This is a genomic window from Marisediminicola sp. UYEF4, assembly GCF_040546025.1.
Taxonomy (GTDB): Bacteria; Actinomycetota; Actinomycetes; order Actinomycetales; family Microbacteriaceae; genus Marisediminicola.
Map to the genome: position 1 here is coordinate 1 of NZ_JBEPNA010000024.1, position 20,425 is coordinate 20,425.

Annotated in this window: 21 protein-coding genes; 6 read left to right on the plus strand and 15 right to left on the minus strand. The window is 66.7% G+C overall.

Annotated elements, in window-relative coordinates:
* Positions 1 to 251: 251 nt before the first annotated feature.
* From ABIB15_RS14300 to ABIB15_RS14315, 4 genes are all read left to right on the plus strand, one after another.
* The gene (locus tag ABIB15_RS14300; RefSeq protein WP_354480051.1) at positions 252 to 569 is read left to right on the plus strand and encodes a DUF7882 family protein; all 318 of its coding nucleotides are present in this window, start codon (positions 252 to 254) and stop codon (positions 567 to 569) included.
* Positions 570 to 692: 123 nt separating this feature from the next.
* A complete protein-coding gene (locus ABIB15_RS14305) occupies positions 693 to 1,340 on the plus strand; it encodes a dienelactone hydrolase family protein (protein WP_354480054.1) in 648 nt (215 codons plus the stop codon).
* Positions 1,341 to 1,469: 129 nt separating this feature from the next.
* On the plus strand, positions 1,470 to 1,877 hold the full coding sequence (locus ABIB15_RS14310) for a DUF4383 domain-containing protein (RefSeq protein WP_354480057.1): 408 nt from the start codon (positions 1,470 to 1,472) through the stop codon (positions 1,875 to 1,877).
* A 91-nt stretch (positions 1,878 to 1,968) separates the two neighbouring features.
* The gene (locus tag ABIB15_RS14315) at positions 1,969 to 2,559 is read left to right on the plus strand and encodes a hypothetical protein (RefSeq protein WP_354480060.1); all 591 of its coding nucleotides are present in this window, start codon (positions 1,969 to 1,971) and stop codon (positions 2,557 to 2,559) included.
* A gap of 61 nt (positions 2,560 to 2,620) precedes the next feature.
* On the opposite strand, the gene ABIB15_RS14320 is transcribed toward ABIB15_RS14315, so the two are convergent.
* Positions 2,621 to 3,913: an ATP-dependent DNA helicase gene (locus tag ABIB15_RS14320; protein WP_354480063.1), complete on the minus strand. Its 1,293-nt coding sequence runs from the start codon at positions 3,911 to 3,913 to the stop codon at positions 2,621 to 2,623.
* A gap of 111 nt (positions 3,914 to 4,024) precedes the next feature.
* On the opposite strand from ABIB15_RS14320, the gene ABIB15_RS14325 reads away from it, so the two are divergent.
* Positions 4,025 to 5,038: a hypothetical protein gene (locus ABIB15_RS14325; RefSeq protein WP_354480066.1), complete on the plus strand. Its 1,014-nt coding sequence runs from the start codon at positions 4,025 to 4,027 to the stop codon at positions 5,036 to 5,038.
* A gap of 54 nt (positions 5,039 to 5,092) precedes the next feature.
* Here ABIB15_RS14325 and ABIB15_RS14330 read toward each other — a convergent pair whose 3' ends face one another.
* From ABIB15_RS14330 to ABIB15_RS14350, 5 genes are all read right to left on the minus strand, one after another.
* Positions 5,093 to 6,127, minus strand: coding sequence for an NAD(P)-dependent alcohol dehydrogenase (locus tag ABIB15_RS14330; RefSeq protein WP_502908988.1), 1,035 nt, complete (start codon positions 6,125 to 6,127; stop codon positions 5,093 to 5,095).
* 51 nt (positions 6,128 to 6,178) lie between these two features.
* Positions 6,179 to 7,702 (minus strand): mannitol dehydrogenase family protein, encoded by a 1,524-nt coding sequence (locus ABIB15_RS14335; protein ID WP_354480068.1) that lies wholly within the window; start codon positions 7,700 to 7,702, stop codon positions 6,179 to 6,181.
* Complete coding sequence (locus tag ABIB15_RS14340; RefSeq protein ID WP_354480071.1) at positions 7,699 to 8,511, minus strand: carbohydrate ABC transporter permease; 813 nt, start codon at positions 8,509 to 8,511, stop codon at positions 7,699 to 7,701. The genes ABIB15_RS14335 and ABIB15_RS14340 overlap by 4 nt, the downstream gene beginning before the upstream one ends.
* Complete coding sequence (locus tag ABIB15_RS14345; protein ID WP_354480074.1) at positions 8,511 to 9,473, minus strand: carbohydrate ABC transporter permease; 963 nt, start codon at positions 9,471 to 9,473, stop codon at positions 8,511 to 8,513. The genes ABIB15_RS14340 and ABIB15_RS14345 overlap by 1 nt, the downstream gene beginning before the upstream one ends.
* Positions 9,474 to 9,559: 86 nt before the next feature.
* Positions 9,560 to 10,912 (minus strand): ABC transporter substrate-binding protein, encoded by a 1,353-nt coding sequence (locus ABIB15_RS14350; RefSeq protein WP_354480077.1) that lies wholly within the window; start codon positions 10,910 to 10,912, stop codon positions 9,560 to 9,562.
* A 220-nt stretch (positions 10,913 to 11,132) separates the two neighbouring features.
* Between ABIB15_RS14350 and ABIB15_RS14355 the strand changes: the two genes are divergently transcribed.
* Complete coding sequence (locus tag ABIB15_RS14355; RefSeq protein WP_354480080.1) at positions 11,133 to 12,098, plus strand: AraC family transcriptional regulator; 966 nt, start codon at positions 11,133 to 11,135, stop codon at positions 12,096 to 12,098.
* Between the two features lie 32 nt (positions 12,099 to 12,130).
* Here ABIB15_RS14355 and ABIB15_RS14360 read toward each other — a convergent pair whose 3' ends face one another.
* From ABIB15_RS14360 to ABIB15_RS14400, 9 genes are all read right to left on the minus strand, one after another.
* Positions 12,131 to 14,092 carry a bifunctional copper resistance protein CopD/cytochrome c oxidase assembly protein gene (locus ABIB15_RS14360; protein ID WP_354480083.1) on the minus strand — a complete coding sequence of 654 codons (1,962 nt, stop codon included), beginning with the start codon at positions 14,090 to 14,092 and terminating at the stop codon, positions 12,131 to 12,133.
* A 384-nt stretch (positions 14,093 to 14,476) separates the two neighbouring features.
* On the minus strand, positions 14,477 to 14,764 hold the full coding sequence (locus tag ABIB15_RS14365; protein ID WP_161884962.1) for an HU family DNA-binding protein: 288 nt from the start codon (positions 14,762 to 14,764) through the stop codon (positions 14,477 to 14,479).
* A 115-nt stretch (positions 14,765 to 14,879) separates the two neighbouring features.
* Positions 14,880 to 15,185, minus strand: a complete 306-nt coding sequence (gene rpsN, locus ABIB15_RS14370) for a 30S ribosomal protein S14 (RefSeq protein ID WP_354480086.1) — start codon at positions 15,183 to 15,185, stop codon at positions 14,880 to 14,882.
* Between the two features lie 2 nt (positions 15,186 to 15,187).
* On the minus strand, positions 15,188 to 15,355 hold the full coding sequence (rpmG, locus tag ABIB15_RS14375; protein ID WP_161884960.1) for a 50S ribosomal protein L33: 168 nt from the start codon (positions 15,353 to 15,355) through the stop codon (positions 15,188 to 15,190).
* Positions 15,355 to 15,591 (minus strand): 50S ribosomal protein L28, encoded by a 237-nt coding sequence (gene rpmB, locus ABIB15_RS14380; RefSeq protein WP_161884959.1) that lies wholly within the window; start codon positions 15,589 to 15,591, stop codon positions 15,355 to 15,357. The genes rpmG and rpmB overlap by 1 nt, the downstream gene beginning before the upstream one ends.
* Positions 15,592 to 15,773: 182 nt before the next feature.
* On the minus strand, positions 15,774 to 18,167 hold the full coding sequence (gene ppsA / locus ABIB15_RS14385; protein WP_354480089.1) for a phosphoenolpyruvate synthase: 2,394 nt from the start codon (positions 18,165 to 18,167) through the stop codon (positions 15,774 to 15,776).
* A gap of 83 nt (positions 18,168 to 18,250) precedes the next feature.
* Positions 18,251 to 18,661, minus strand: coding sequence for a Fur family transcriptional regulator (locus ABIB15_RS14390; RefSeq protein ID WP_354480092.1), 411 nt, complete (start codon positions 18,659 to 18,661; stop codon positions 18,251 to 18,253).
* Positions 18,662 to 18,671: 10 nt separating this feature from the next.
* Entirely contained in the window at positions 18,672 to 19,562 is an 891-nt protein-coding gene (locus tag ABIB15_RS14395; protein WP_354480095.1) for a metal ABC transporter permease, read from the minus strand.
* Positions 19,562 to 20,392: a metal ABC transporter ATP-binding protein gene (locus ABIB15_RS14400; protein WP_354480098.1), complete on the minus strand. Its 831-nt coding sequence runs from the start codon at positions 20,390 to 20,392 to the stop codon at positions 19,562 to 19,564. The genes ABIB15_RS14395 and ABIB15_RS14400 overlap by 1 nt, the downstream gene beginning before the upstream one ends.
* Between the last annotated feature and the right edge of the window lie 33 nt (positions 20,393 to 20,425).

Genomic DNA, 20,425 nt, shown 5'->3' on the forward strand with positions numbered 1-20,425 from the left:
ACATCCACCGCCCACGACTCGAACCACGCCGAAGCGGAGGTTTTCACATGAGGCAACGAATGGTGCTACGCGGAGGTTTCTTATGAGTCAACGCGAGGCCTTGACACACTCCTCGGGGAGAGGGATACTTCGAGCGAAAGTCAAGGCAACGTGGCCTCGATCGCGCCATTGTCGCCGGGGCTGATCGGGGCGAGAATTTCGCATGATCCCGGACCCAATCCGAGGGCCCGGCAGAGTAAGGATGTACAGCAATGGCGATGTTGATCTACGGCCCGAGCAGCACCGAGATTCCCCTCGAGGACCGCGCGCTGGCACACCTCAAGGCCGTGATGCTGGCGAAGCTCCGACGCAATGAGAGCTTCGCGTTCACCTGGGAGGACGACTCCGGGGCGCGCTCGACGGTGTGGATCCATCCCGCAATCCCGCTGCAGTTCAAGCATGACAGGGGCCAGCCGCCCGGCCTCAACAAGACCTGGATCGACTTCCTGATGCAGTCCGCGAACACGACGGCGGGGCTCAGGCTCGTTCCCGAGCCGCCCAACGAGGGCGCGGTTCTCGCGGGCGGATGAGGCGCGCCTGAGCGACCGATGAGCCACGTGCCCGCGGTAGTTGCTTGGCGCCCCGGCGAAAGCGCGGTAGACCGGCAGGGCCGCGTCGGCCGTGGTCGGGTGGCCTGGAAGTAGGGTGTGATCATGACCGAGATCGTGCCGATCCCCTCCCCCGGGGTCGCGCTCGAGTACGGCGAGCCGGGCAACCCCATCGTCGTCCTCATTCACGACTGGTTCGGTCGGCTTCCGAGCCTCGAGTTCTACGCCGAGGCGCTCGTCCGTCACGGGTTCCGGGTGGTCGTCCCCGACCTCTACAACGGGTTCGCGACCACCGACGAGGCGACAGCGCGACGGCTGCTCGACGAGCTCGACGTCGGCTTCGCCCTCTCCCTCGTCGACGACGCCATCGAGGAGGGCCGCGCCCAGGGCTCCGACCGCGTCGGCGTCGTCGGGTTCGCCATGGGCGGCTGGATCGCGCTGCTGCACGCCCAGGCCGGGTCGGCGGATGCCGTGGTCGCCTACTACGCGAGCCTCGAGGGCAAAGACCACGGCGTGATCCCCTGCCCGGTCCAGCTGCACCTTGCGGCCGACGACGACTGGGCCGAGGGCCAGGATCCGGACTCCTTCGTCGATCGACTCAAGGAGCACGGCACCCCGGTCACCCGCTACACCTACCCCGGAACGCGGCACGGCTTCGCGAACGCGACGATCCACGGGACGCTCGACGCCCAGTCCGCCGCCCTCGCCTACGCGAGAACGGCCAGATTCCTCGAACTTCACCTGCTGGAGTAGCTGCCAGATGCGGCGCTGAACTTCGACTCGAAACCGGTCTTTCGGTAATGCGACCAATCTGGTCGGAACCGGGGTACGAATGACTGGTACACCCGACATCCGCCGGGCTCGTGTTTAGGAGGCACAATCATGACCAAGTCACCCAATCGTCTGCTCGCCACCGTCTTCGGTGTCGTCTACCTGCTCGTCGGCCTGCTGGGATTCACCGTCACGGGAGGCGTCAGCTTCTTCGCCACCTCCGGCGGACTGCTGCTCGGCCTGTTCGAGGTCAACGTCTTCCACAACGTGGCCCACCTGCTCATCGGTGCCGCGCTGCTCATCGCCGGCGTGTCGAATGTGGCCGCAGCGCGCGGCGTCAACATCGCCATCGGTGCCGCCTACCTGCTGCTCGGCGTCGCGGGCCTCTTCCTGATCGGCACGGCGCTCAACATCCTCGCCATCAACGCGGCGGACAACGTGCTGCACTTCGCAAGCGCCGCCGTACTGCTCGCCGTCGGCCTGGGCGCCGACAAGAAGGTGCGCTCCGCGACCGCGTAGCTCCGCCCGGTGGAGCAGGACGGCGCCGCACCCGCGGCGCCGTCCGATGACAAGCACGGCGTACGCGCCGCTAGAGAAGAGGAGAGCGACCGTGTCGCAGATCGTTCGCACCTGGCTGGGATTCGCCGCCATCGGTGCCGGGTTGGTTCACCTGGCCCTGGTCATCAGCTCTCCTCTTCCGATCGCGGCCGTCGCGCTCCTGCTCGGCGTGGCCGAGGTCACGTGGGGTGTCGTCACCTTCGCGCGGGATTCCGTGCCCGTGCCGCGGGTGGCCAGCGCTGTGGCGATCGTCCCGCTTCTGGCATGGAGCCTCATGGTCGTCATCGCCACGCTGTTCGACGCTGCCTGGCTCGGGGCGTCGCTGCCGCTGCTGCCGATGGCGATCGCGTCGATCTTCGAACTCTTCGTCGCCGCGGTTCTCGCCACCCACCTGCGCCGGGTGCAGAACGCCGGCGGGACCGACCGGTCCTCGGCCGCGCCGAACGCCGGCCGCTACCTGGTCGGCCTCATGGCCGGTGCCCTGCTCGTCGGCGCGCTCACCACTCCCGCGCTGGCTGCCAGCGAAGCCGGCCGCTATGCGCAGCCGCACGGCACCCACGACGCCGACTTCGTGCCCGCCGAGAATTCCGGCGAAAGCGGCACGCTCACCGGCATCCGGCTCCCGGAGCACGGCGGACACTAGCCGCGTTCGTCGGCGAGCCGTCTCGGGCAGTCGTCCCAGGCAGCCGTCTTCGGCAGCAGTCTCAGGCCCGGATGGCGGGAATCGCCTGGGCCTTCTCCATAAAGCGGCGCACGTCCTGGTCGACGATGATGTCGGACGGCCTCAGCGGCCTGGTCAGGAACAGGCCCTCGAGGGCCGTGATGCGACTGAGCGCGACGTAGGTCTGGCCGGGGGCGAAGGATCGCTGGCCGAGGTCGACGATCGCGCGGTCGTAGGTCTTGCCCTGCGACTTGTGGATCGTCACCGCCCAGGCCAAGCGCAGCGGAAACTGCTGGAACTCGGCGACGATGTCGCGCTTGAGCTCCTTCGTCGCCGCGGAGTAGGAGTACTTGAACTTCTCCCAGATCGCCGGCTGCACCTGGTGCTCCTCGCCGTCGACCTCGACGAACACGGTCGACGAGATGGCGGTGACAGTTCCCACCGAACCGTTCACCCAGCGCTGGTCCGCGTCGTTCCGGAGGAACATCACACGCGCGCCCACCTTGAGCTGCAGCGCGTCGTCAGCGGGGAATGCGCGGCCGCCGAATTCCCCGGTGATCTCTGCCTTTGCGGTCAGCACACGCCCGGGCAGTCCGGCAAGCGCCTTCGCGTTGATCGCGTTGACCGTGTCGTTGCGGGTTGCGAGCGTGATGGCCCCGGATGCCGGCGCCGGCCGCGCTCCCGTCTCGTTGAGACGCCCCGCGATCTCCGCCGTCACCGAGCCGTGGCGCACCGCGTTGAGCATCGCCTTGAACTCTTCCTCGTGCTGGCGATGAATGGTGTTGAGCTCGAAGATACGCAGGTCGGCCTCGTCCCACACCTTCGCGTCGAAGAACCACATCGAGCGGTACTGGTCGGCGAAGTAGGCGCGTTCGTCGGCATCCCCCGGCACCGGCGCGAGCTGGTACGGGTCGCCGAACAGCACGACCTGCACTCCCCCGAACGCCTCGAGGGGTCGCTGGCGCGCCTGCCGCAGCGACCGGTCGATGGCGTCGAGCAGGTCGGCGTTGACCATCGACACCTCGTCGATCACGAGGGTCTCGATCGTGTTGAGCAGCTTGCGCACGTCGGCGTTCTGCTCGATCGTGCGGTCGGCGATCACACCGATGGGCAAGCGGAAGAGCGAGTGGATGGTCTGCCCGCCGACGTTGAGCGCCGCGACGCCCGTCGGTGCACAGATGACAATCTGCTTCGAGGTGTTCCACGACAGGTGGTTCAGCAGCGTCGACTTGCCGGTGCCGGCACGCCCGGTCACGAAGATGTGTTCGCGGGTGGTCTCGATCGCGTCGAACAGGGCCTGCTGTTCGGCGGAGAGGGTAATCGGGGAGCTGCTCACGCGCGGTCCTCGTCAGTGTTGCCGATCATTGTTCCCAGACTACCGGGCCGGAACGGGCCACACGGTGGAGCGGCGACGATCCGGGGGAAGCTCCCCGTTTAGGATTGCCCAATGGTGATCGGGGGTGGGGTCGAGCGTGGGCCCGTCCCGATCCGTCGATGGGCGATCCGCTGGGGCGGCGTCGTGACCCTGCTCGTGCTCGCCTTCGCCGCCACCGTCGTCGGCCTCAACGCGACGCTGTACAGCGCGGAGGGCTTCGTGCGCTCCTACCTGACGGCCCTCGCCCGGCACGACGTCGACGGGGCACTGCAAATGCCCGGCGTGACACCCGCGGGTTCCGCCTCGCGCGAGCTCCTGACGGCGGACGCCCTCGGCGAGCTCACCGAGATCGAGCACGTTACGAGCACCCCCGGCGCCGACGGCACCGTGACGCTCGAGTTCTCCTTCGAACTCGACGGAACGGCGGGCCGCACCTCGTTTACCGTCGAACCGGCATCCGCCCGCCTCTGGTTCTTCGACGCCTGGTCCTTCGAGGCGAGCCCAACGGGCATCCTCGAGGTCGTCCCGCAGAACGACTCCGAGTTCGACGCCAACGGTGTCACCCTCGAGGCGACCAACGGGGCGGCCGCCGCGAGCGCCTACCACGTGCTCACCCCGGGCGTCTTCGCGCTCGGCCACGACTCCGAGCTGCTCACCGCAGATGCGGAGCGGCTCATCGTGCTCGATGCGGGATCCACGGCCCAGGCGACCGTGAGAGCGCGCGCCAACGAGGAGTTCATCGACCTCGTCCAGGGCGAGCTCGATGCGCTGCTCGACGACTGCGCGACACAGTCGGTTCTTCAGCCGACCGGATGCCCGTTCGGCGAGAGAATCGCGAACCGGGTCGAGGGGGCCCCCGAGTGGACGATCGCGAGCTACCCGGTCGTGACGATCCTGCCGGGAGACACCCCCGGCACCTGGCGGGTGCCGGAGACGCCTGGCACCGCCCACCTCGTCGTTGGCGTGCAGTCGCTCTTCGACGGCACCCGGTCAACTCTCGACGAGGACGTGCCGTTCACGATCGGCTACCTGATGACGTTCCCGGGCGACGGCCGCGTCGTGATCGACGCCGTTATCGGCGGCTGAGTTTCTCGAGCATCAGGTTGTAGTCGGTGAGGTCGGCGTCGCCGTCGCGCTCCATTACCGCCCCGGGTAGACGATCGCCTTCATCTGGCCAGGCCGCTTCCCCGCGTTGAGTGCATCCTCCGCCTGGGCAAGTGGGAACCTGCCCGAGATGAGTGCGTCGAGATCGACCTTCCCGCCCGCAACCAGCTCTATGGCGAGGGGCCAGGTGTTCGCGTAGCGGAACACCCCGCTAAGCCAAATCTCCCTGTTCTGCAGGTACGACACCGGCAGCATAATGTCGTCGTTGCCGAGGCCGACGAGGATAGCCCGCCCAGCGGGCCGCACCGCCTTGATTCCCGAGTGCACCGCCTGCTCGACGCCCGATGCATCGATGAACGCGTCAACCTCGAGGCCTTCGACCTGGTCGACCCGCGGATCGAGGGCGTGACTCGCCCCATGCTCCAGCGCAAACGCTCGGCGCTCGTCGGAGACATCCGTGATGTAGACCTCCCCCGCCCCGAACGCGCGGGCAGTCTGCGCGGCAATCACGCCAATCGGGCCGGCGCCGGCGATGAGCACCCGGCTGCCGGGACCGATGCCAGCGCGCTGGCAGGCCCAGATCCCGACCGAGAGTGGCTCCATCAGCGCGGCCGCCTCGTCGCTTACGCTGTCGGGGATGGGGTGGGCGAAGTCGGACTGGATGGCGACGAATTCCGCGAAGGCTCCGTTGATCGGCGGAGTCGCGAAGAACTCCATGTCCGGACAGAGGTTGTACCGCCCGGCCTTGCACTGCGCGCAGGTGCGGCACGGTCGCTGCGGTTCAACTGCCACCCTCTCGCCAACGCGGCCAGGGTCGACCGCAGTCCCGACAGCGGCGACTGTCCCGGATAGTTCGTGCCCGAGGATGAGCGGGTGCTCGACGACGTATGGTCCGACTCGTCCATGCTCGTAGTAGTGCACGTCGCTGCCGCACACCCCGACAGCGGCGACGCGGACGAGTACCTGGTCCGGGTCGAGCGTCGGGACCTCGGCCGATTCCAGCGACATCCGCCCCTGCTCGAGGAGGTAGGAGACCGCCATTCTGGTCGTCGTGGTGGTCGGTGTCGTCAGTTGGGTAGTCAAAGGGGTGCCTTTCGTCGGGGCCGGGCGGATGCGGCAGGGTCAGGAGAAGGTTCGGACGGTGGCGAGGGCGCCGTGCTCGACCAACGACCTCAACGCGGAGCGGTAGGCGGCAGAGAAGCGCTCGCTCGTCGCGAGATCGCCGAATAGGCGCGTGTTCTCGATGAAGGCCAGAGGGTTCTCCCGCTGGGTCCTCGCGATCGCGATCAGTTCGTCCCTCAGCGAGTCGACCACCTCGATCGGCTCCCCCTGCTCGTCAACGGCCTCGGCGTACCGCGCCCAGCTGGCGACGATCGCGGCGGAGCAGTCGATTTCGCCACCCGATTTGAGCTGCGCTCGGATCACCGGCACCAGCCACTTGGGGATGCGATCGGACGACTCTGCGCAGAGCCGCGCGAGCGTGTCGCGCACCTCGGGGTTCGAGAATCGTTCGATCAGGGTGTGCTTGTAGCGGTCGAGGTCGATACCCGGCACGGGGCGCAGGGTCGGTGTCGCCTCGCGGTCCATGTATCGCGCAAGGAACGCGGCGATCGCGGGATCGGATGTCGCCTCATGCGCATAGCGGTAGCCGCCGAGGAAACCGAAGTAGCACAGGGCCTGATGGCTCGCGTTGAGCAGCCGCAGCTTCATTAGCTCATACGGCTCGACATCCACGACGAACTGCGCGTCGACCTCGTCGAAGGCCGGGCGCCCCATCCCGAAGTCATCCTCGATGACCCACTGGAAGAATGGTTCGCACACCACGGGCCACGCATCGCGCACGCCGGTCAGCACGGCGGCCTCCTCGATATCGGTTGTCGAGGTGACGGGGGTGATCCGGTCGACCATGGAGTTCGGGAATTTCACGTTCTGCGCGATCCAGGCACCGAGCTCGGGGTCCTTGAGTCTCGCGAAGGCCGTGAACATCTCTCGAGCCATGTGTCCGTTGCCTTGGATGTTGTCACAGGAGAGCACAGTGAACGGCGCGATCCCCCGCTCGCGGCGTCGTCGCAGCGCCTCGGTGACGAAGCCGAACACGGTCGTCGGAACGGCCCCGGGTACCAGGTCGCCGACGACGACGGGCGTCGCCGCGTCGAACTCTCCGGTTACCCTGTCGAAGTTGTAGCCGCCCTCCGTGATCGTGAGCGACACGATCTCGATGCCGGGGCCGGCCATTTTCTCGATGACCGCCTCCTGGTCCTCCGGCGCGAACAGGTACTCGAGAATGCTGCCGATGACTGTGACCTCGCGCCTCCCGTCGGGGTGCTTGACGATCAGCGAGTAGAGGCAGTCCTGCTCCTCGAAGATCTCCTTCATGCGCCGGTCCCCCTCCAGCAGGCCGACTCCGCAGATGCCCCATTTCTTCGCGCCGCCCGCGTTCATGAGCCGGTCGATCGACATCGCCATGTGGGCGCGGTGGAACCCACCGACCCCCACGTGCACGATCCCCGCCGTGATGCCCACACGATCGTAGATGGGCCGGCCAATCCCGGAGGGAAGCGTCGCGAGGGCCCCGTTGCTCAGGCCCCGCTCCGCCTCCCGTTCGTCAGGGAGTTTCCTTGCCGTGCTGTTCGATTCGTCGCTCATTTCACTGCTCCCATCGCGAGTCCTCGCACCAGTTGTTTCTGTGCCAGCCAGCCCGCCACGACGACGGGGAGCACGGCAAGGGTCGACGCCGCCGAGAGCACCGCGAGGAACTGCCCCCGACCATCCACGAAGCTCGCGAGGAACGGGGGAACCGTCCGCGCGTTGAACGTGGTCAAGAGGGTCGCTAGGAAGTACTCGTTCCACGCGAAGATGAAGCAGATCAGGGCGACGGCGGCGACGCCGGGCAGCAGGATCGGCAGCACGACCCGCACGAGCTCGGTACGCAGGTTCGCGCCGTCGATCTGCGCGGCCTCGATGATCTCGAGCGGTACCTCGTTGAAGAACGACCGCATCATCCAGACCGCGATCGGCAGGTTCATTGCCGCATACAGCAGCAGCATCGCGTTGATGTTGTCGAGCGCCCCGAGCGCCTTCAGGATGAAGAACACCGGGATGATGGATGCCGCGGCCGGGAGGAACCGTGTCGAGATGAAGAAGAACAGCACGTCCTGCACCCGCTTGATGGGCCGCACGCTCAGCGCGTACGCTGCGGGGATCGCGAGCAGCAGCACGAGGAGGGTCGACCCGGCGCTCGCCATGAGGGAGTTCAGCAGGTACGAGCCGATCCCCCGGTCGAAGACCTCGACGTACCGGTCAAAGGTCAGTTCGGTGACGAAGCTTGGCGGGATGGCAGATGCCGCGGACTCCGACTTGAAGCTCGTGAAGACCATCCACGCGACGGGGAAGAAGAACAGCAGCGCGATCAGCCAGGTGGCGGATGTGATCAAGGTGCCCGGTAGCTTGCGCATCAGCGGGTTCCTCCTTCCATGAAGACCTTGAAGAGCGTTCGCAGGGCGATGGTGGCCACGGCGATTGTGATGATGACGGTGACGACTCCGAATGCGGCGGCCTGTCCGATGTCGAGGCCGATGAACGCGCGCTCGTAGAGCAGGTAGGAGAGAGTCTTGGTGCCACCCGTGCCCTTTGTCATGATCGCGACCGGGTCGAACACCTGCAGGAGCATGATGCCGCCGAGGAGGGTCGCGATCTCGATGTACTGACGAAGGTGCGGGAGCGTCATGTGCTGGAAGGTGCGGAGGGGCCCGGCACCGTCCACGGCAGCCGCCTCGAGCACCTCACGGCTCTGGCTCTGGAGCCCGGCGAGCAGGATGAGCATCATGAATGGCGTGTACTGCCAGGTGAGCAGCATGATGATCGTCAGCGCGGGAAAATCGGTGTTCCAAGCCACCGACGGGAGCCCGATGAAGTTCAGCCCGACGTTTACCATGCCGACATTCGCGTCGAGCATCGACCACTTCCAGATCAGCGCCGCCGCCGCAGGCATGATGAGGAACGGCGTGATCATGAGCGTCCTCGCGAGACCCTGCCCGACGAACTTTCGGTCGAGCAGGATGGCGAATAGCAGCCCGAAGAGGAGTGACAACACCACCGCCGATCCGGTGATCGTCACGGTAGCCATGAGCGAGGAGAGGAAGTCGGGGCCGGTGAACACCGCGGCGTAGTTCGAGAACCCGGTGAACGCGATGTCATCCGGCCTCAACTGGTTCCACTCGAGGAACGAGAAGTAGATGGTGACGAGGAAGGGGATCTGGGTCAGCGCGATCGAGAAGAACAGGGCCGGCATCACCAGGGCGCGCGCCTGCCGCGCCTTCTTGCGTGTCCCCGGGCTCACGTGGTTGTGGCGCGTCGGGGTGCCGGAGGGCGGCGGAGCCGGAGGGCGGCCGATGGGGCTTTCAACTGTGGTTGTCATCTTCATTCCTCGTCGTTGAGGTGATTTCGGGGACCGGCCGCGCGTTGTGGGCGAGGCCGGTCCCGTCAGTCACGGTCGCGGAGCTGCTATTTCTGCTTGTCTCCGGCGACCTGGGCAATCTGCTGCCCCTTGGCCAGTGCATCCTCGACCGTGGAGCGCCCCGCGATCGCGTCGGCGACGAGTTGCGCTACTTGGTTGCCGACATCCTGGAACTCCGGGATGGTGACGTACTGGATGCCGACCCACGGCTGCGGGTTGACGCCCGGCTGCACCGGATCGACCGCGTTCATGATGTCGAGGGTGATCGGTCCGAAGGCCTCGGCCGCCTCCGCGTACTCGGGGATCTCGTAGGTCGACTCCCTCGCCCCCGGCGGAACCCGGGTCCAGCCGAGCTCCTCCCCGACGAGCTGGTGGTATTCCTTGCTCGTTGCCCACTTGACGAACTTGGTCGCCGCGTCGGCGTTCTTCGTGGTCTCCGGCACAGCGAGGTTCCACGACCACAGCCATCCGGACTCCTCGGTCTTGTATACCGGAGCCTTGACATAGCCCATCTTTCCGGCGACCGTCGAGGCATCCGGGTCTTCAAGCGACCCGGCCGCTGACGTTGCGTCGTACCACATGGCGACCTTGCCGGTGCTGAGCAGGTTGAGGCACTCGGTGAAGCTCACCGACACGGGGTCGGCCTCGCCCGCGTCGGCGAGAAGATCGACGTAGAAGTTGACTCCTTCTGTGAACTCCGGGGAATCAACCTGGGCATTCCAGTCCTCGTCGTACCAGCTGCCGCCGAAAGTCTGCACGACCGTCGTCAGAGGGGCGAACAGGTCACCCCACCCCGGCTTGCCGCGCAGGCAGATGCCGGCGGTCTCTGGGGTGTCCAACTGCCGGGCGAACCCGGCGACCTCCTGCCACGTCGGCTCGGCCGGCATCTCCAGCCCGGCCTCGACGAAGATCTCCTTGTTGTACATCAGGAATGACGACTCGCCGTAGAACGGGACCGCGTACTGTTTCCCGTCGACCGAGATGGCCTCACGGACCGGCGTGAGGAGATCGTCGACGTCATACGCCTCGTCACCCTCGAGTTCGGGCGTGAGATCCTTCAGCCAACCGAGCGCACCCCACTGCGGAACCTCGTACGCCCCAACCGTGACGATGTCGTACTGACCGGCCTGGGACGCGACATCCGCCGTCACCGCCGCGCGCAGGTCGCCCTCCTCCATCTGCACAAAGTTGACCGTGATGCCCGGGTTGTCCTCCTCGAAGAAGCCCTTCAGCTCCTCCATGTCCTTCATCTGCGGATTGTTGACCGTTGCGAGGGTCAGGGTGACGTCGCCGCCCTCGCCGGCGGAGCCACCACCGCCAGCCCCTGAACATCCGCTCAGCACGAGGGCCGAGATCGTAAGGCCGGCGCCGATGGCGACGGCACGCCTGTATAGAGGCATTGATACTCCTTTGTTTTCAGTGCTCATGTTGTCAGTGATCACCCTTGGCGGGCTCGTCGCCGACACTCACCGTCAACGACGCCTGTTGCTCGAAGGTACTGTGGCGGGCGCCCGAAGGACACAGTGGTTGCGTTCAAATTCCGATACTTTGTTTCATACATCAGCATCGATGACCCCCTTTATGGCACACTTTTGGAAGTTGAACGCAAAGGAGTGTCATATGTTGCGAAACGATGTTAACTCGGAACCGGCGACGATCGCCCGGCGAATCGTGCACCAGCCGGCGACCCGCGAGGTCGTTCCGCACCTGCCGGGCGACTCGTTCCGGTGGATGGAACACGACTACCCGAGCGCGATTGCCCGGTGGAACTACCATCCCGAATTCGAGATCCATCTCATCAGGAAGGGAACAGGCAGCTATCTCATCGGCGACCAGATCGGCACATTCGGACCGGGCCACGTCGCAGTCATCGGCCCCCAGCTCCCCCACGACTGGATGAGCGACCTCGCCCCCGGCGAGGTCATCCATGAGCGCGATGCGGTCATCCAGTTCGACTCTGAGTGGTTCAACCGGTGCGAGGAGGTGCTTCCGGAGCTGCGGGATGCCCGGCCGATCCTCGCCGCAGCCTCGAGCGGAATCGTATTCTCGGGTCGAACGGCGATCGTCGCGGCTGACGCGATCGAGCTCGTCGGCAGCACGACGGGCACCTCACGCATCTCGCACATGTTCGCCCTCCTGGCGATCCTCGCGGCCGCCCCGCTCGACGACCAGCTGCACGTCGCTCCCGACTGGCTGATGCTGACGGCCGGGCGAAGCGGCACCGCCGCAGTCGATGCGGGGTTGGCGTACATTCTCGAGAACTTCACCAGCCGCATCCGGATGTCAGAGGCCGCGCGACTGGCGCACATGTCGGAACCATCGTTCTCGAAGTACTTCAAGCACGCGAGCGGGCTGACCTTCAGCGACATGGTGAAACGGCTGCGCATTGCGAACGCCTGCCGCATGCTCGAGCAGACAGACGCCTCGATCTCCACGATCTGCACCTCTGTCGGCTACGCCAATCTGGCCAATTTCAACCGTCAGTTCCTCGCCGAGATGGGGGTCACCCCGCGGCTCTACCGCACCCTCGACGACGACAATCGGCCCAAAGCGAAGAGCATCGGCTTGGAGCGTCGCGCCGGATAATCGCTCAAGCGACCGCGCAGCCCCGACGGCGACTAGGAGCGCCGCTGCAGGTTCTCGAGCATCACGTTGTAGTCGGTGAGGTCGGCGTCGCCGTCGCGCTCCGCCTTGCGGTCGAGCCGCTTCGCCTCCTTGGTGTCGCTGCGCGACCACATGACGGCAACGATGATCGCGAGGATGATCGTCGGGATCTCGCCGACGCTCCAGGCGATCCCGCCGGCCGCTTGTTGGTCGGCGAGCGCGGAGACACCCCACGGACGGCCCATCGCGCCGTACCAGTCGGCGAGCAGCAGTCCCGTTCCGGTCATCAGCGAGAGCCCGAAGAAGGCGTGGAACGCCATCGTGCCGAGCAGCAGAATGAGCCGCAGCGGGTACGGCGCGCGGTACGGCACGGGGTCGACGCCGATGAGCGACTGCACGAAGAGGTAGCCGGTGATGAGGAAGTGCACGATCATCCACTGGTGGCCGATGTGGTCGGTCGTCGCCCAGCTGAACAGCGGCGAGTAGTAGAACAGCCAGAGCGAGCCGGCGAAGGTGACCGCCGCGATGATGGGGTTCGCCAGCAGGCCGGCGATCCTCGAGTGCACCGCGAGCATGATCCATTCGCGCGGGCCGCGGCTGCCGTCGGCGCGCTTGGCGATCGCCCGCAACGCGAGGGTCGCCGGGGCGGCCGGCACCAGCAGCACCGGGATCATCATGCCGAGAATCATGTGTGCGAGCATGTGAGCGCTGAACAGGTACTTCTCGTAGACGTTGAGCCCACCGTTCGTCACGTAGAACAGCAGGGCGAGTCCGGCGAGCCAGAGGATCGTGCGATGGACGGGCCACGCGTCGCCGCGCTTGTGCAGCCGCCAGACGCCAGCGAGGTAGAAGAAGGCGAGGAACGCCACGACCAGCACCCAGATCACGTCGAAACGCCATTCGGTGAGGTAGCGCAGCGGAGTCGCCTCCGGCGGCAGCGGCTCCCCCGTGAGGATGTAGGCCGGGGTCGTCGTCACCAGCACCTCGGGCACGAGCGGGTCGGTGCGGGCGAGCGCCGCGGCGACACCGGAAGCGATACCCATAAACGCGAACTCGGCGCTGATGAGCCACCAGAACGCGCGGCCGCGCTGGGCGCCGTCGCGCAGCATCCGCCCGATCAGGAACCGGCGTTGAACCGCCCCGAGCAGGCCGAGGGCGATGAGGGCGACGACCTTGACCGCGACGAGGATTCCGTACGGGCGCAGCAGTCCGTCGAGGGAGCCGACTTGCAGCGACGCGTTCACGTAGCCGGAGACCGCGACGACGATGAAGCTCACGAGCGCGAACGAGGAGTAGCGGCCGACGATCGTGGCGAGGCGGTCCGGGTCGACCCTCGAGCGGATCGCGACGATCGTGAGGAGTCCGCCGAGCCAGACCGCCGCGAACACGAGGTGCAGGCCGAGCGAGGAGATCGCGGCGTCGTGGCCAGCGGCCCCCGCGGAGTGGCCCTGCTGCGCCATCGGCACGAGGCCGGCGATCGCGAAGGCGGCAACGAGCAGAAGCAGAGTTCGGCCTCGCACCGCGAAGCACAGTACTGTCGTGACGGCCGCGACCAGGGTGGTGGCGAGCCAGGCCTGGCCGAAGTCCACTTCGGTGAAGAAGGCGCCGAGCAGCTCGCCGAACCGCGCATCGAACGACAACGGCTCGAGGTACACGTTCAGGAAGGTGAAGAAGCCGGTGGCCGCGGAGGCGACGGCCCAGAAGGCGGCGGATCCTGCGGCGAAATCGAGAGCCCGGTCGAACTCGGGCTTGTCGCGGCTGAGCGCGAAGCTCACGAGCACGAGGGCACCGATGGTGCCGGCGGCGCCAATGTTGACGAACAGCTTGGAGATCGGCAGCCCGTAGCGCACGAGCGCGCCCGGATCGGCGAGGGCGGGCGCCTCTGCGGCACCCCCGAATTCGAGGGCGGCGAGCAGGCTGGCCAGAGCGACGGCCAGCAATAGGGCCGGTCCTATGATGCGAAGAGGCCGAGACACGCCCACTAGCCTAGGCGAGCAAGCTGGGCGCGAAACCCGCGTCGCACCGCCCGCCCTGCTTTCATTATTCAGGAGTTACAGAGGCATCCAGCTTTCATTATTCAGGAGTAGAAGCCGGATCCGGGCTTCATAATTCAGGACGTTTCGGCCCCCGGATGCTGTATAGCTGAGCATCCGGCCCCTCGGAAGGCAAACCGAGCCGATTCTCACGTCCGGATCCTGAATGATGAAAGCCACCACCCACCACTTCCGACCGACAACTCCTGAATGATGAAAGCCACCAGCCCTCGTCTGCCCCGCCATCTCCTGAATAATGAAAGCCGAGGGGGACGACGAAGGGGATGACGCCCTCTCGGACGTCATCCCCTTCGTTGTGGAGCTGGATTACTTCGCGGCGGCCTTGAGCTTGCTTCCGGCGCTGACCTTGACACCGTATCCGGCGGCGATCTGGATTGCCTCGCCCGTGGACGGGTTGCGTCCGGCGCGTGCGGCACGGTGGGTGCGCTCGATGGCGAGCCATCCCGGGATCGTGACCTTGGTGCCTTCGCCGACCGAGGTCGCGAGGGTCGAGAACAGTGCGTCGAGAACGCCGTTCACTGCGGCCTGGCTCTGGCCAGACTCTGCGGCTACAGCTGCGACGAGCTCGGTACGGTTCAGTGACTTGTCAGCCATTTGTGTCCTCCTCGGACTTTTGTTGCAGTACAGGTCGGCTCGATCGGTGAAACAGTCGAGTGACTGGTGGTCAATTCAGGATCCCGGGCGTAAAACCCGAGGATCTGACTGTAATTTACCAGCTTGACTTGGTGATACCGGGCAACTCGCCCCGGTGCGCCATGTCGCGGAAGCGAACGCGCGAAACACCGAACTGCTTGAGGAACCCCCGGGGGCGTCCGTCGATCGCGTCGCGGCCACGAAGGCGCACGGGCGAGGCGTTGCGGGGGAGCTTCTGCAGCCCGAGGCGCGCGGCCTCGCGCTCAGCATCCGTCGACGCGGGGTCGACAAGCGCCTTCTTCAGCTCGAGGCGCTTCGTCGCGTAGCGCGCGACGATGACCTTGCGCTGCTCGTTCTTGGCAATCATGCTCTTCTTCGCCATGGTTAGCGCTCCTCGCGGAATTCGACGTGCTTGCGCACTACTGGGTCGTACTTCTTCAGCACGAGACGATCTGGGTCGTTGCGACGGTTCTTCTTCGTCACATAGGTGTAGCCGGTGCCCGCCGTCGAGCGGAGCTTGATGATCGGACGTACGTCCTGGTGCTTAGCCATTAGATTTTCTCCCCACGGGCCAGGATGTCCTTGACCACGGTCTCGATGCCGCGGGCGTCAATGACCTTGATCCCCTTGGCGCTGAGGGTCAGGGTGACCTTGCGGCGCAGCGAAGGAACGTAGTAGGTCTTCTTCTGGACGTTCGGGTCGAAGCGGCGCTTAGTGCGCCGGTGCGAGTGTGAAATGTTGTGACCGAAGCCGGGAATGGCTCCGGTTACTTGGCAGGTTGCTGCCATGGTTCTCTCCTTGACTACCGTAGGGCGAGTGCCCTACCCAAGATCTCTTGTCGGCACGCGCGAAACCCCCGGATCATGACAATGAGGGGGTTGGCGTACGAAGCGAGCGTAGATACCGCCCAGCCAGTGGTCTAGCTTACGGATGCCGATGCCGCACTGCAAGCTCGCGCCCGCGCACCGGGTCAGCGCGCCGTCTGCAGCGCCGCGGTCTCGGCGTCCGCGATCAGGTGCACCGTGCGCAGGAAGCTGTCGGGATTGAGCGAGATCGAGTCGATGCCCTCCCTCACCAGGAACGCCGCGAAGTCGGGGTGGTTGCTCGGGCCCTGCCCACAGATGCCGATGGGGATGCCCGCCTCGTGTGCCTTGCGGATCGCCTCGCTGATCGACCTCGTGACGGCCTCGTCGCGCTCGTCGAAGAGCCCCGCGAGCTCCTCCGAGTCGCGGTCGACCCCGAGCACGAGCTGGGTGAGGTCGTTCGAACCGATGGAGAAGCCGTCGAACCTCGTCGCGAACAGTTCCGCGAGGATCACGTTCGAGGGGATCTCGCACATCATGTAGACCTTGAGCCCGTTCTCGCCCCGCACCAGACCGTTCTGCGCCATGGTCTCGAGCACCCGGTCGGCCTCCGCGGGGGTGCGGCAGAACGGCACCATGACGACCACGTTCGTGAAGCCCATGTGCTCGCGCACCCGCTTGAGCGCCCGGCATTCGAGGTCGAAGCCCTCCCTGTAGCGCGGGTCGTAGTAGCGCGAGGCTCCGCGGAAGCCGAGCATCGGGTTCTCCTCGCTGCGCTCGAACACGCCGCCGCCGATCAGGTGCGCGTATTCGTTCGTCTTGAAATCGCTCAACCGCACGATCACGGGATTCGGGTAGTACGGGGCCGCGAGCTTGGCGATGCCGAGGGCGAGCGTCTGCACGAAGTAGTCCTGCGGACCCGCGAAGCCGCGGCTCAGCTCGGCGATCAGCTCGCGATCCTTCTGTGCGACCCTCTCCGGGTGCACGAGCGCCATCGGATGCACCTTGATGAGGTTGTTGATAATGAATTCCATCCGCGCCAGCCCGACGCCGTCGGCGGGCAGTCGCCACCACTGGAACGCCGCGGCGGGGCTCGCCACATTGACCATGACCCGCGTCCGTGTGCGCGGGACGTCTCCCAGGTCGATCTCCTCGGTCTCGAACGTGAGGGCGCCCTCGTAGACGTGCCCCTCGTCGCCCTCCGCACAGGAGAGCGTGATCATCGCCCCCTCCGCGAGATCGACCGTCGCCGTGCCCGTGCCGACGATGGCCGGCACCCCGAGTTCGCGGCTGACGATCGCCGCGTGGCTCGTCGCCCCGCCGTGGTCGGTGACGATGCCCGATGCTCGGCTCATGATCGGAACCCAGTCCGGGTCGGTCATCTCGGTGACCAGGATGGCGCCGTCGCGGAACTTTTCGATGTCGGCCGAGCTGCGGATGACGCAGGCCTCGCCCACCGCAATCGATTCGCCGATCGCCGCGCCGGTCACGAGCACCCTGCCGGGCTCGACGAGGCGGTGCACCGTGAACCGGTCGGCCGCCTTGCCCGCCTGCACGGTCTCCGGCCGCGCCTGCACGAGGAACAGCTCGTCGGTGAGTCCGTCCTTGGCCCACTCCATGTCCATCGGGCGGCCGTAGTGCTCGGCGACGATCGCCGCCCAGCGGGCGAGCTGCACGATCTCGCCGTCGTCGAGCACGAGCGCGCGGCGCTCCCGCTCGGTCGTGTCGACCAGGCGTGTGCGCGCGCTGCCGCCGGCGCCGTAAACCATCTTGCTCGCCTTGCCTCCGACGGTCTTCTCGATGATCGGGCTCAATCCAGCATCCGCGAGCAACGGGGTGAAGACGAGGTACTTGTCGGGATCGACGGTGCCCTGCACCACCGTCTCGCCGAGCCCCCAGGCGGCACTGATGACGATCGCGTTCGGAAACCCCGTGTCGGTGTCGATCGAGAACATGACCCCCGACCCCCCGATGTCCGACCGCACCATGCGCTGGATGCCGATCGACAGGGCAACCTCGAGGTGGTCGAAGCCCTTCGCCTCGCGGTAGCTGATCGCCCGGTCGGTGAACAGCGAGGCGTAACAGCGACGGCAGGTGTCGAGAAGGTCTCGCGCGCCCGTGACGTTGAGGAAGGTCTCCTGCTGCCCGGCGAAGCTCGCGTCGGGCAGGTCCTCGGCGGTGGCGCTGCTGCGCACCGCGACGGGCGGGTTGTCGATTCCGGCCCGCTCGGCGAGGGTCCGGTAGGCCGCGCGGATGTCGTCGGCGATGTCCTCGGGGAATTGGCTGTCGAGGAAGAGCTCGCGGATCGCCGCCCCGGTCACCCGCAACGACGCGTCTCCCAGGCGGTAGCGCTCGAGCAGCTCCCGAATGGCCGGCTCGAGGTCGCCCGCGAGGAGGAAGGACCGATAGGCGTCCGCCGTCGTGGCGAACCCGGGGGGAACCCGGACCCCGCTCGCCGCGAGCGCGCCGACCATCTCTCCCAGTGACGCGTTCTTGCCTCCCACCTGCGGGATGTCCCCCAGGGAGATGTCCTCGAACCAGACCACGTGCTGATCTCGCATGGTGTTGCCTCTCGTCGCCGGGCCGCAGCGGTGCGCGCCCGTGTACGCGACGCTAGACGCGTCGGGCCGGCAGCGACACGGCCTTAAGCCCCGTGCCCGAGCGCGGCGGGTGAGGCGCTGCACCTCGCGCAGAGTCCGAACACGTCGACGATGTGGCTGGCCTGGGTGAAGCCGTTGTCCGAGGCGACCTCGTGCGCCCACGCCTCTACGGCGTCTGCCTCAATCTCGACCGTGAGCCCGCAGTTGCGGCAGATCAGGTGGTGGTGGTGCTGGCCGGGGGTGCAGGCGCGGTACAGGCTCTCGCCCTGGTCAGACTGCAGCGAGTCCGCCTCGCCCTCAGTGGCGAGGTCGGCGAGGGCGCGGTACACGGTCGCGAGCCCGATCGACGAACCCGCCTCGCGCAGGCCCTGGTGGAGGCCCTGAGCGCTGACGAAACCCTCGTTGCTGCCGAGCGCGTCGCGCACGGCCTCGCGTTGCCAGGTGTTCCGCTTCATGAGAACGATTCTAACGCGGCAGCACCGCGGCGCTCGTGCCGGCGAACGCGACGCCGGACGGATCACCGGAGCGCCTCGTCTTCGGCATCCGGGCCCCGACGATGCGGCAGACGACGTAGATGAGGAACGAGATCGTGGTGACGAACGGGCTGATCGGCAGCCCGCCGCCGAGGGCGAGCAGGATGCCGCCGACCATCGCCACGACGGCGAACGCGACACTCAGCAGCGGCGTGAGCAGCGGCGACGAGGTCACGCGCATTGCGGCGGCGGCCGGTGTGACGAGCAGCGCCATCACCAGCAGCGCCCCGACAACTTGGATCGACACCGCGACGGCGAGGCCGAGCAGGATCATGAAGGCGACCGAGAGCGCCGTGACCGGCAGGCCGCGCGCCCGGGCGACATCCGCGTCCACACTCGCGAAGGTCAGCGGGCGCCACATGATCACGAGACCGATGACGACGAGCACCGAGATGCCGATCAACACGCCGAGCTGCTCGTTGTCGACCGAGACGATCTGGCCGGTGAGCAGGCCGAACTTGTTGGCGCTGCGCCCCTCATAGAGGGCGAGGAACAGGATGCCGAGGCCCAGGCCGAACGGCATGAGCACGGCGATGATCGAGTTTCGTTCCCTCGCCCGCACGCCCAGCACGCCGATCAGCAGGGCAGCTAGCAGCGATCCGATCGTCGACCCGATCACGACGTTGGCGCCGAGCAGCAGGGCCGCTGAGGCACCCGCGAAGGAGAGCTCGCTGATGCCGTGCACCGCGAACGGCAGGTCGCGCATCATCACGAACACGCCGATGAGTCCACCGACGACGCCGAGCAGGGCGCCGGCGTAGATCGAGTTCTGCACGAGGAGGAGCAGTTCGCCGTAGTTGGAGAAATCGAAGAGGTCGCCCATCAGTGGTGTCCCTCTCCCACGTGGTGGAGGTCGTGGTCGTGCGCCCCATAGCCGTCGGGGGCGCCGACGACGATGATCCGGCCGCGACTGCGGATGACCTCGACGGGGGTGTCGTACATATACGAGAGCACCTCGCTGCGCATGACCTCGTCGGGGGTGCCGATGCGGAACATCCCGCCGGCGAGGTAGAGCACTCGGTCGACCATGGGCAGGATCGGGTTCACGTCATGCGTGACGAAGACGACGGCGGTGTTGAGCTCGCGACGCTTGGCGTCGATCAGCTCGCTCACGCCCCTCTGGTGGCCCAGGTCGAGCGAGAGCAGGGGCTCGTCGCAGAGCAGGATTCGCGGATTGCCCGCGATGGCCTGGCCGACCCGGATGCGCTGCTGCTCGCCTCCCGAGAGCGTCGCAACCGGGACGTTCGCGAACGCGGTCGCCCCGACCGACTCGAGGATCGCGTCGACCCGCGCGCGCAGCGCCCTGGTCGGGATCGGGAGCCCCCACCGGTGCCCGGTGATGCCGAGGGCGACAAGGTCGCGCGCGCGGAGCGGCGTGCCGTCGTCGAGCAGCTTCTGCTGCGGGATATAGCCGATATTGCGGCTCCCGCGGGCGACGGGCTCGCCGAGCAGTTCTATGGTGCCGGAGGCGAGCGACTGCTGCCCGAGGATCGCCTTGAGCAGGCTTGTCTTGCCGGTGCCGTTCGGGCCGAGCACCGCGAGGAACTCGCCAGCCTTGAGCTCGAGGTTCAGGCCCTTCCAGAGCACGCGGTCGTCGAACGCGAGGGTCGCCGATCGAAGACTCAGTACCGAGGGCGAGGTGTCGGGGAACACAGATTCCTTTTATCACCGCGTTGCTCGATGCGA

Excerpts from the sequence above, each read along its gene's own strand:
- ABIB15_RS14365 (WP_161884962.1), bottom strand. The coding sequence starts at position 14,764 with ATGGCTGACAAGTCACTGAACCGTACCGAGCTCGTCGCAGCTGTAGCC.
- ABIB15_RS14350 (WP_354480077.1), bottom strand. The coding sequence starts at position 10,912 with ATGCCTCTATACAGGCGTGCCGTCGCCATCGGCGCCGGCCTTACGATC.
- ABIB15_RS14340 (WP_354480071.1), bottom strand. The coding sequence starts at position 8,511 with ATGCGCAAGCTACCGGGCACCTTGATCACATCCGCCACCTGGCTGATC.
- ABIB15_RS14310 (WP_354480057.1), top strand. The coding sequence starts at position 1,470 with ATGACCAAGTCACCCAATCGTCTGCTCGCCACCGTCTTCGGTGTCGTC.
- ABIB15_RS14305 (WP_354480054.1), top strand. The coding sequence starts at position 693 with ATGACCGAGATCGTGCCGATCCCCTCCCCCGGGGTCGCGCTCGAGTAC.
- rpmB (WP_161884959.1), bottom strand. The coding sequence starts at position 15,591 with ATGGCAGCAACCTGCCAAGTAACCGGAGCCATTCCCGGCTTCGGTCAC.
- ABIB15_RS14325 (WP_354480066.1), top strand. The coding sequence starts at position 4,025 with ATGGTGATCGGGGGTGGGGTCGAGCGTGGGCCCGTCCCGATCCGTCGA.
- ABIB15_RS14300 (WP_354480051.1), top strand. The coding sequence starts at position 252 with ATGGCGATGTTGATCTACGGCCCGAGCAGCACCGAGATTCCCCTCGAG.
- ABIB15_RS14355 (WP_354480080.1), top strand. The coding sequence starts at position 11,133 with ATGTTGCGAAACGATGTTAACTCGGAACCGGCGACGATCGCCCGGCGA.
- ABIB15_RS14335 (WP_354480068.1), bottom strand. The coding sequence starts at position 7,702 with ATGAGCGACGAATCGAACAGCACGGCAAGGAAACTCCCTGACGAACGG.
- ppsA (WP_354480089.1), bottom strand. The coding sequence starts at position 18,167 with ATGCGAGATCAGCACGTGGTCTGGTTCGAGGACATCTCCCTGGGGGAC.
- rpmG (WP_161884960.1), bottom strand. The coding sequence starts at position 15,355 with ATGGCTAAGCACCAGGACGTACGTCCGATCATCAAGCTCCGCTCGACG.
- ABIB15_RS14390 (WP_354480092.1), bottom strand. The coding sequence starts at position 18,661 with ATGAAGCGGAACACCTGGCAACGCGAGGCCGTGCGCGACGCGCTCGGC.
- rpsN (WP_354480086.1), bottom strand. The coding sequence starts at position 15,185 with ATGGCGAAGAAGAGCATGATTGCCAAGAACGAGCAGCGCAAGGTCATC.
- ABIB15_RS14345 (WP_354480074.1), bottom strand. The coding sequence starts at position 9,473 with ATGACAACCACAGTTGAAAGCCCCATCGGCCGCCCTCCGGCTCCGCCG.
- ABIB15_RS14395 (WP_354480095.1), bottom strand. The coding sequence starts at position 19,562 with ATGGGCGACCTCTTCGATTTCTCCAACTACGGCGAACTGCTCCTCCTC.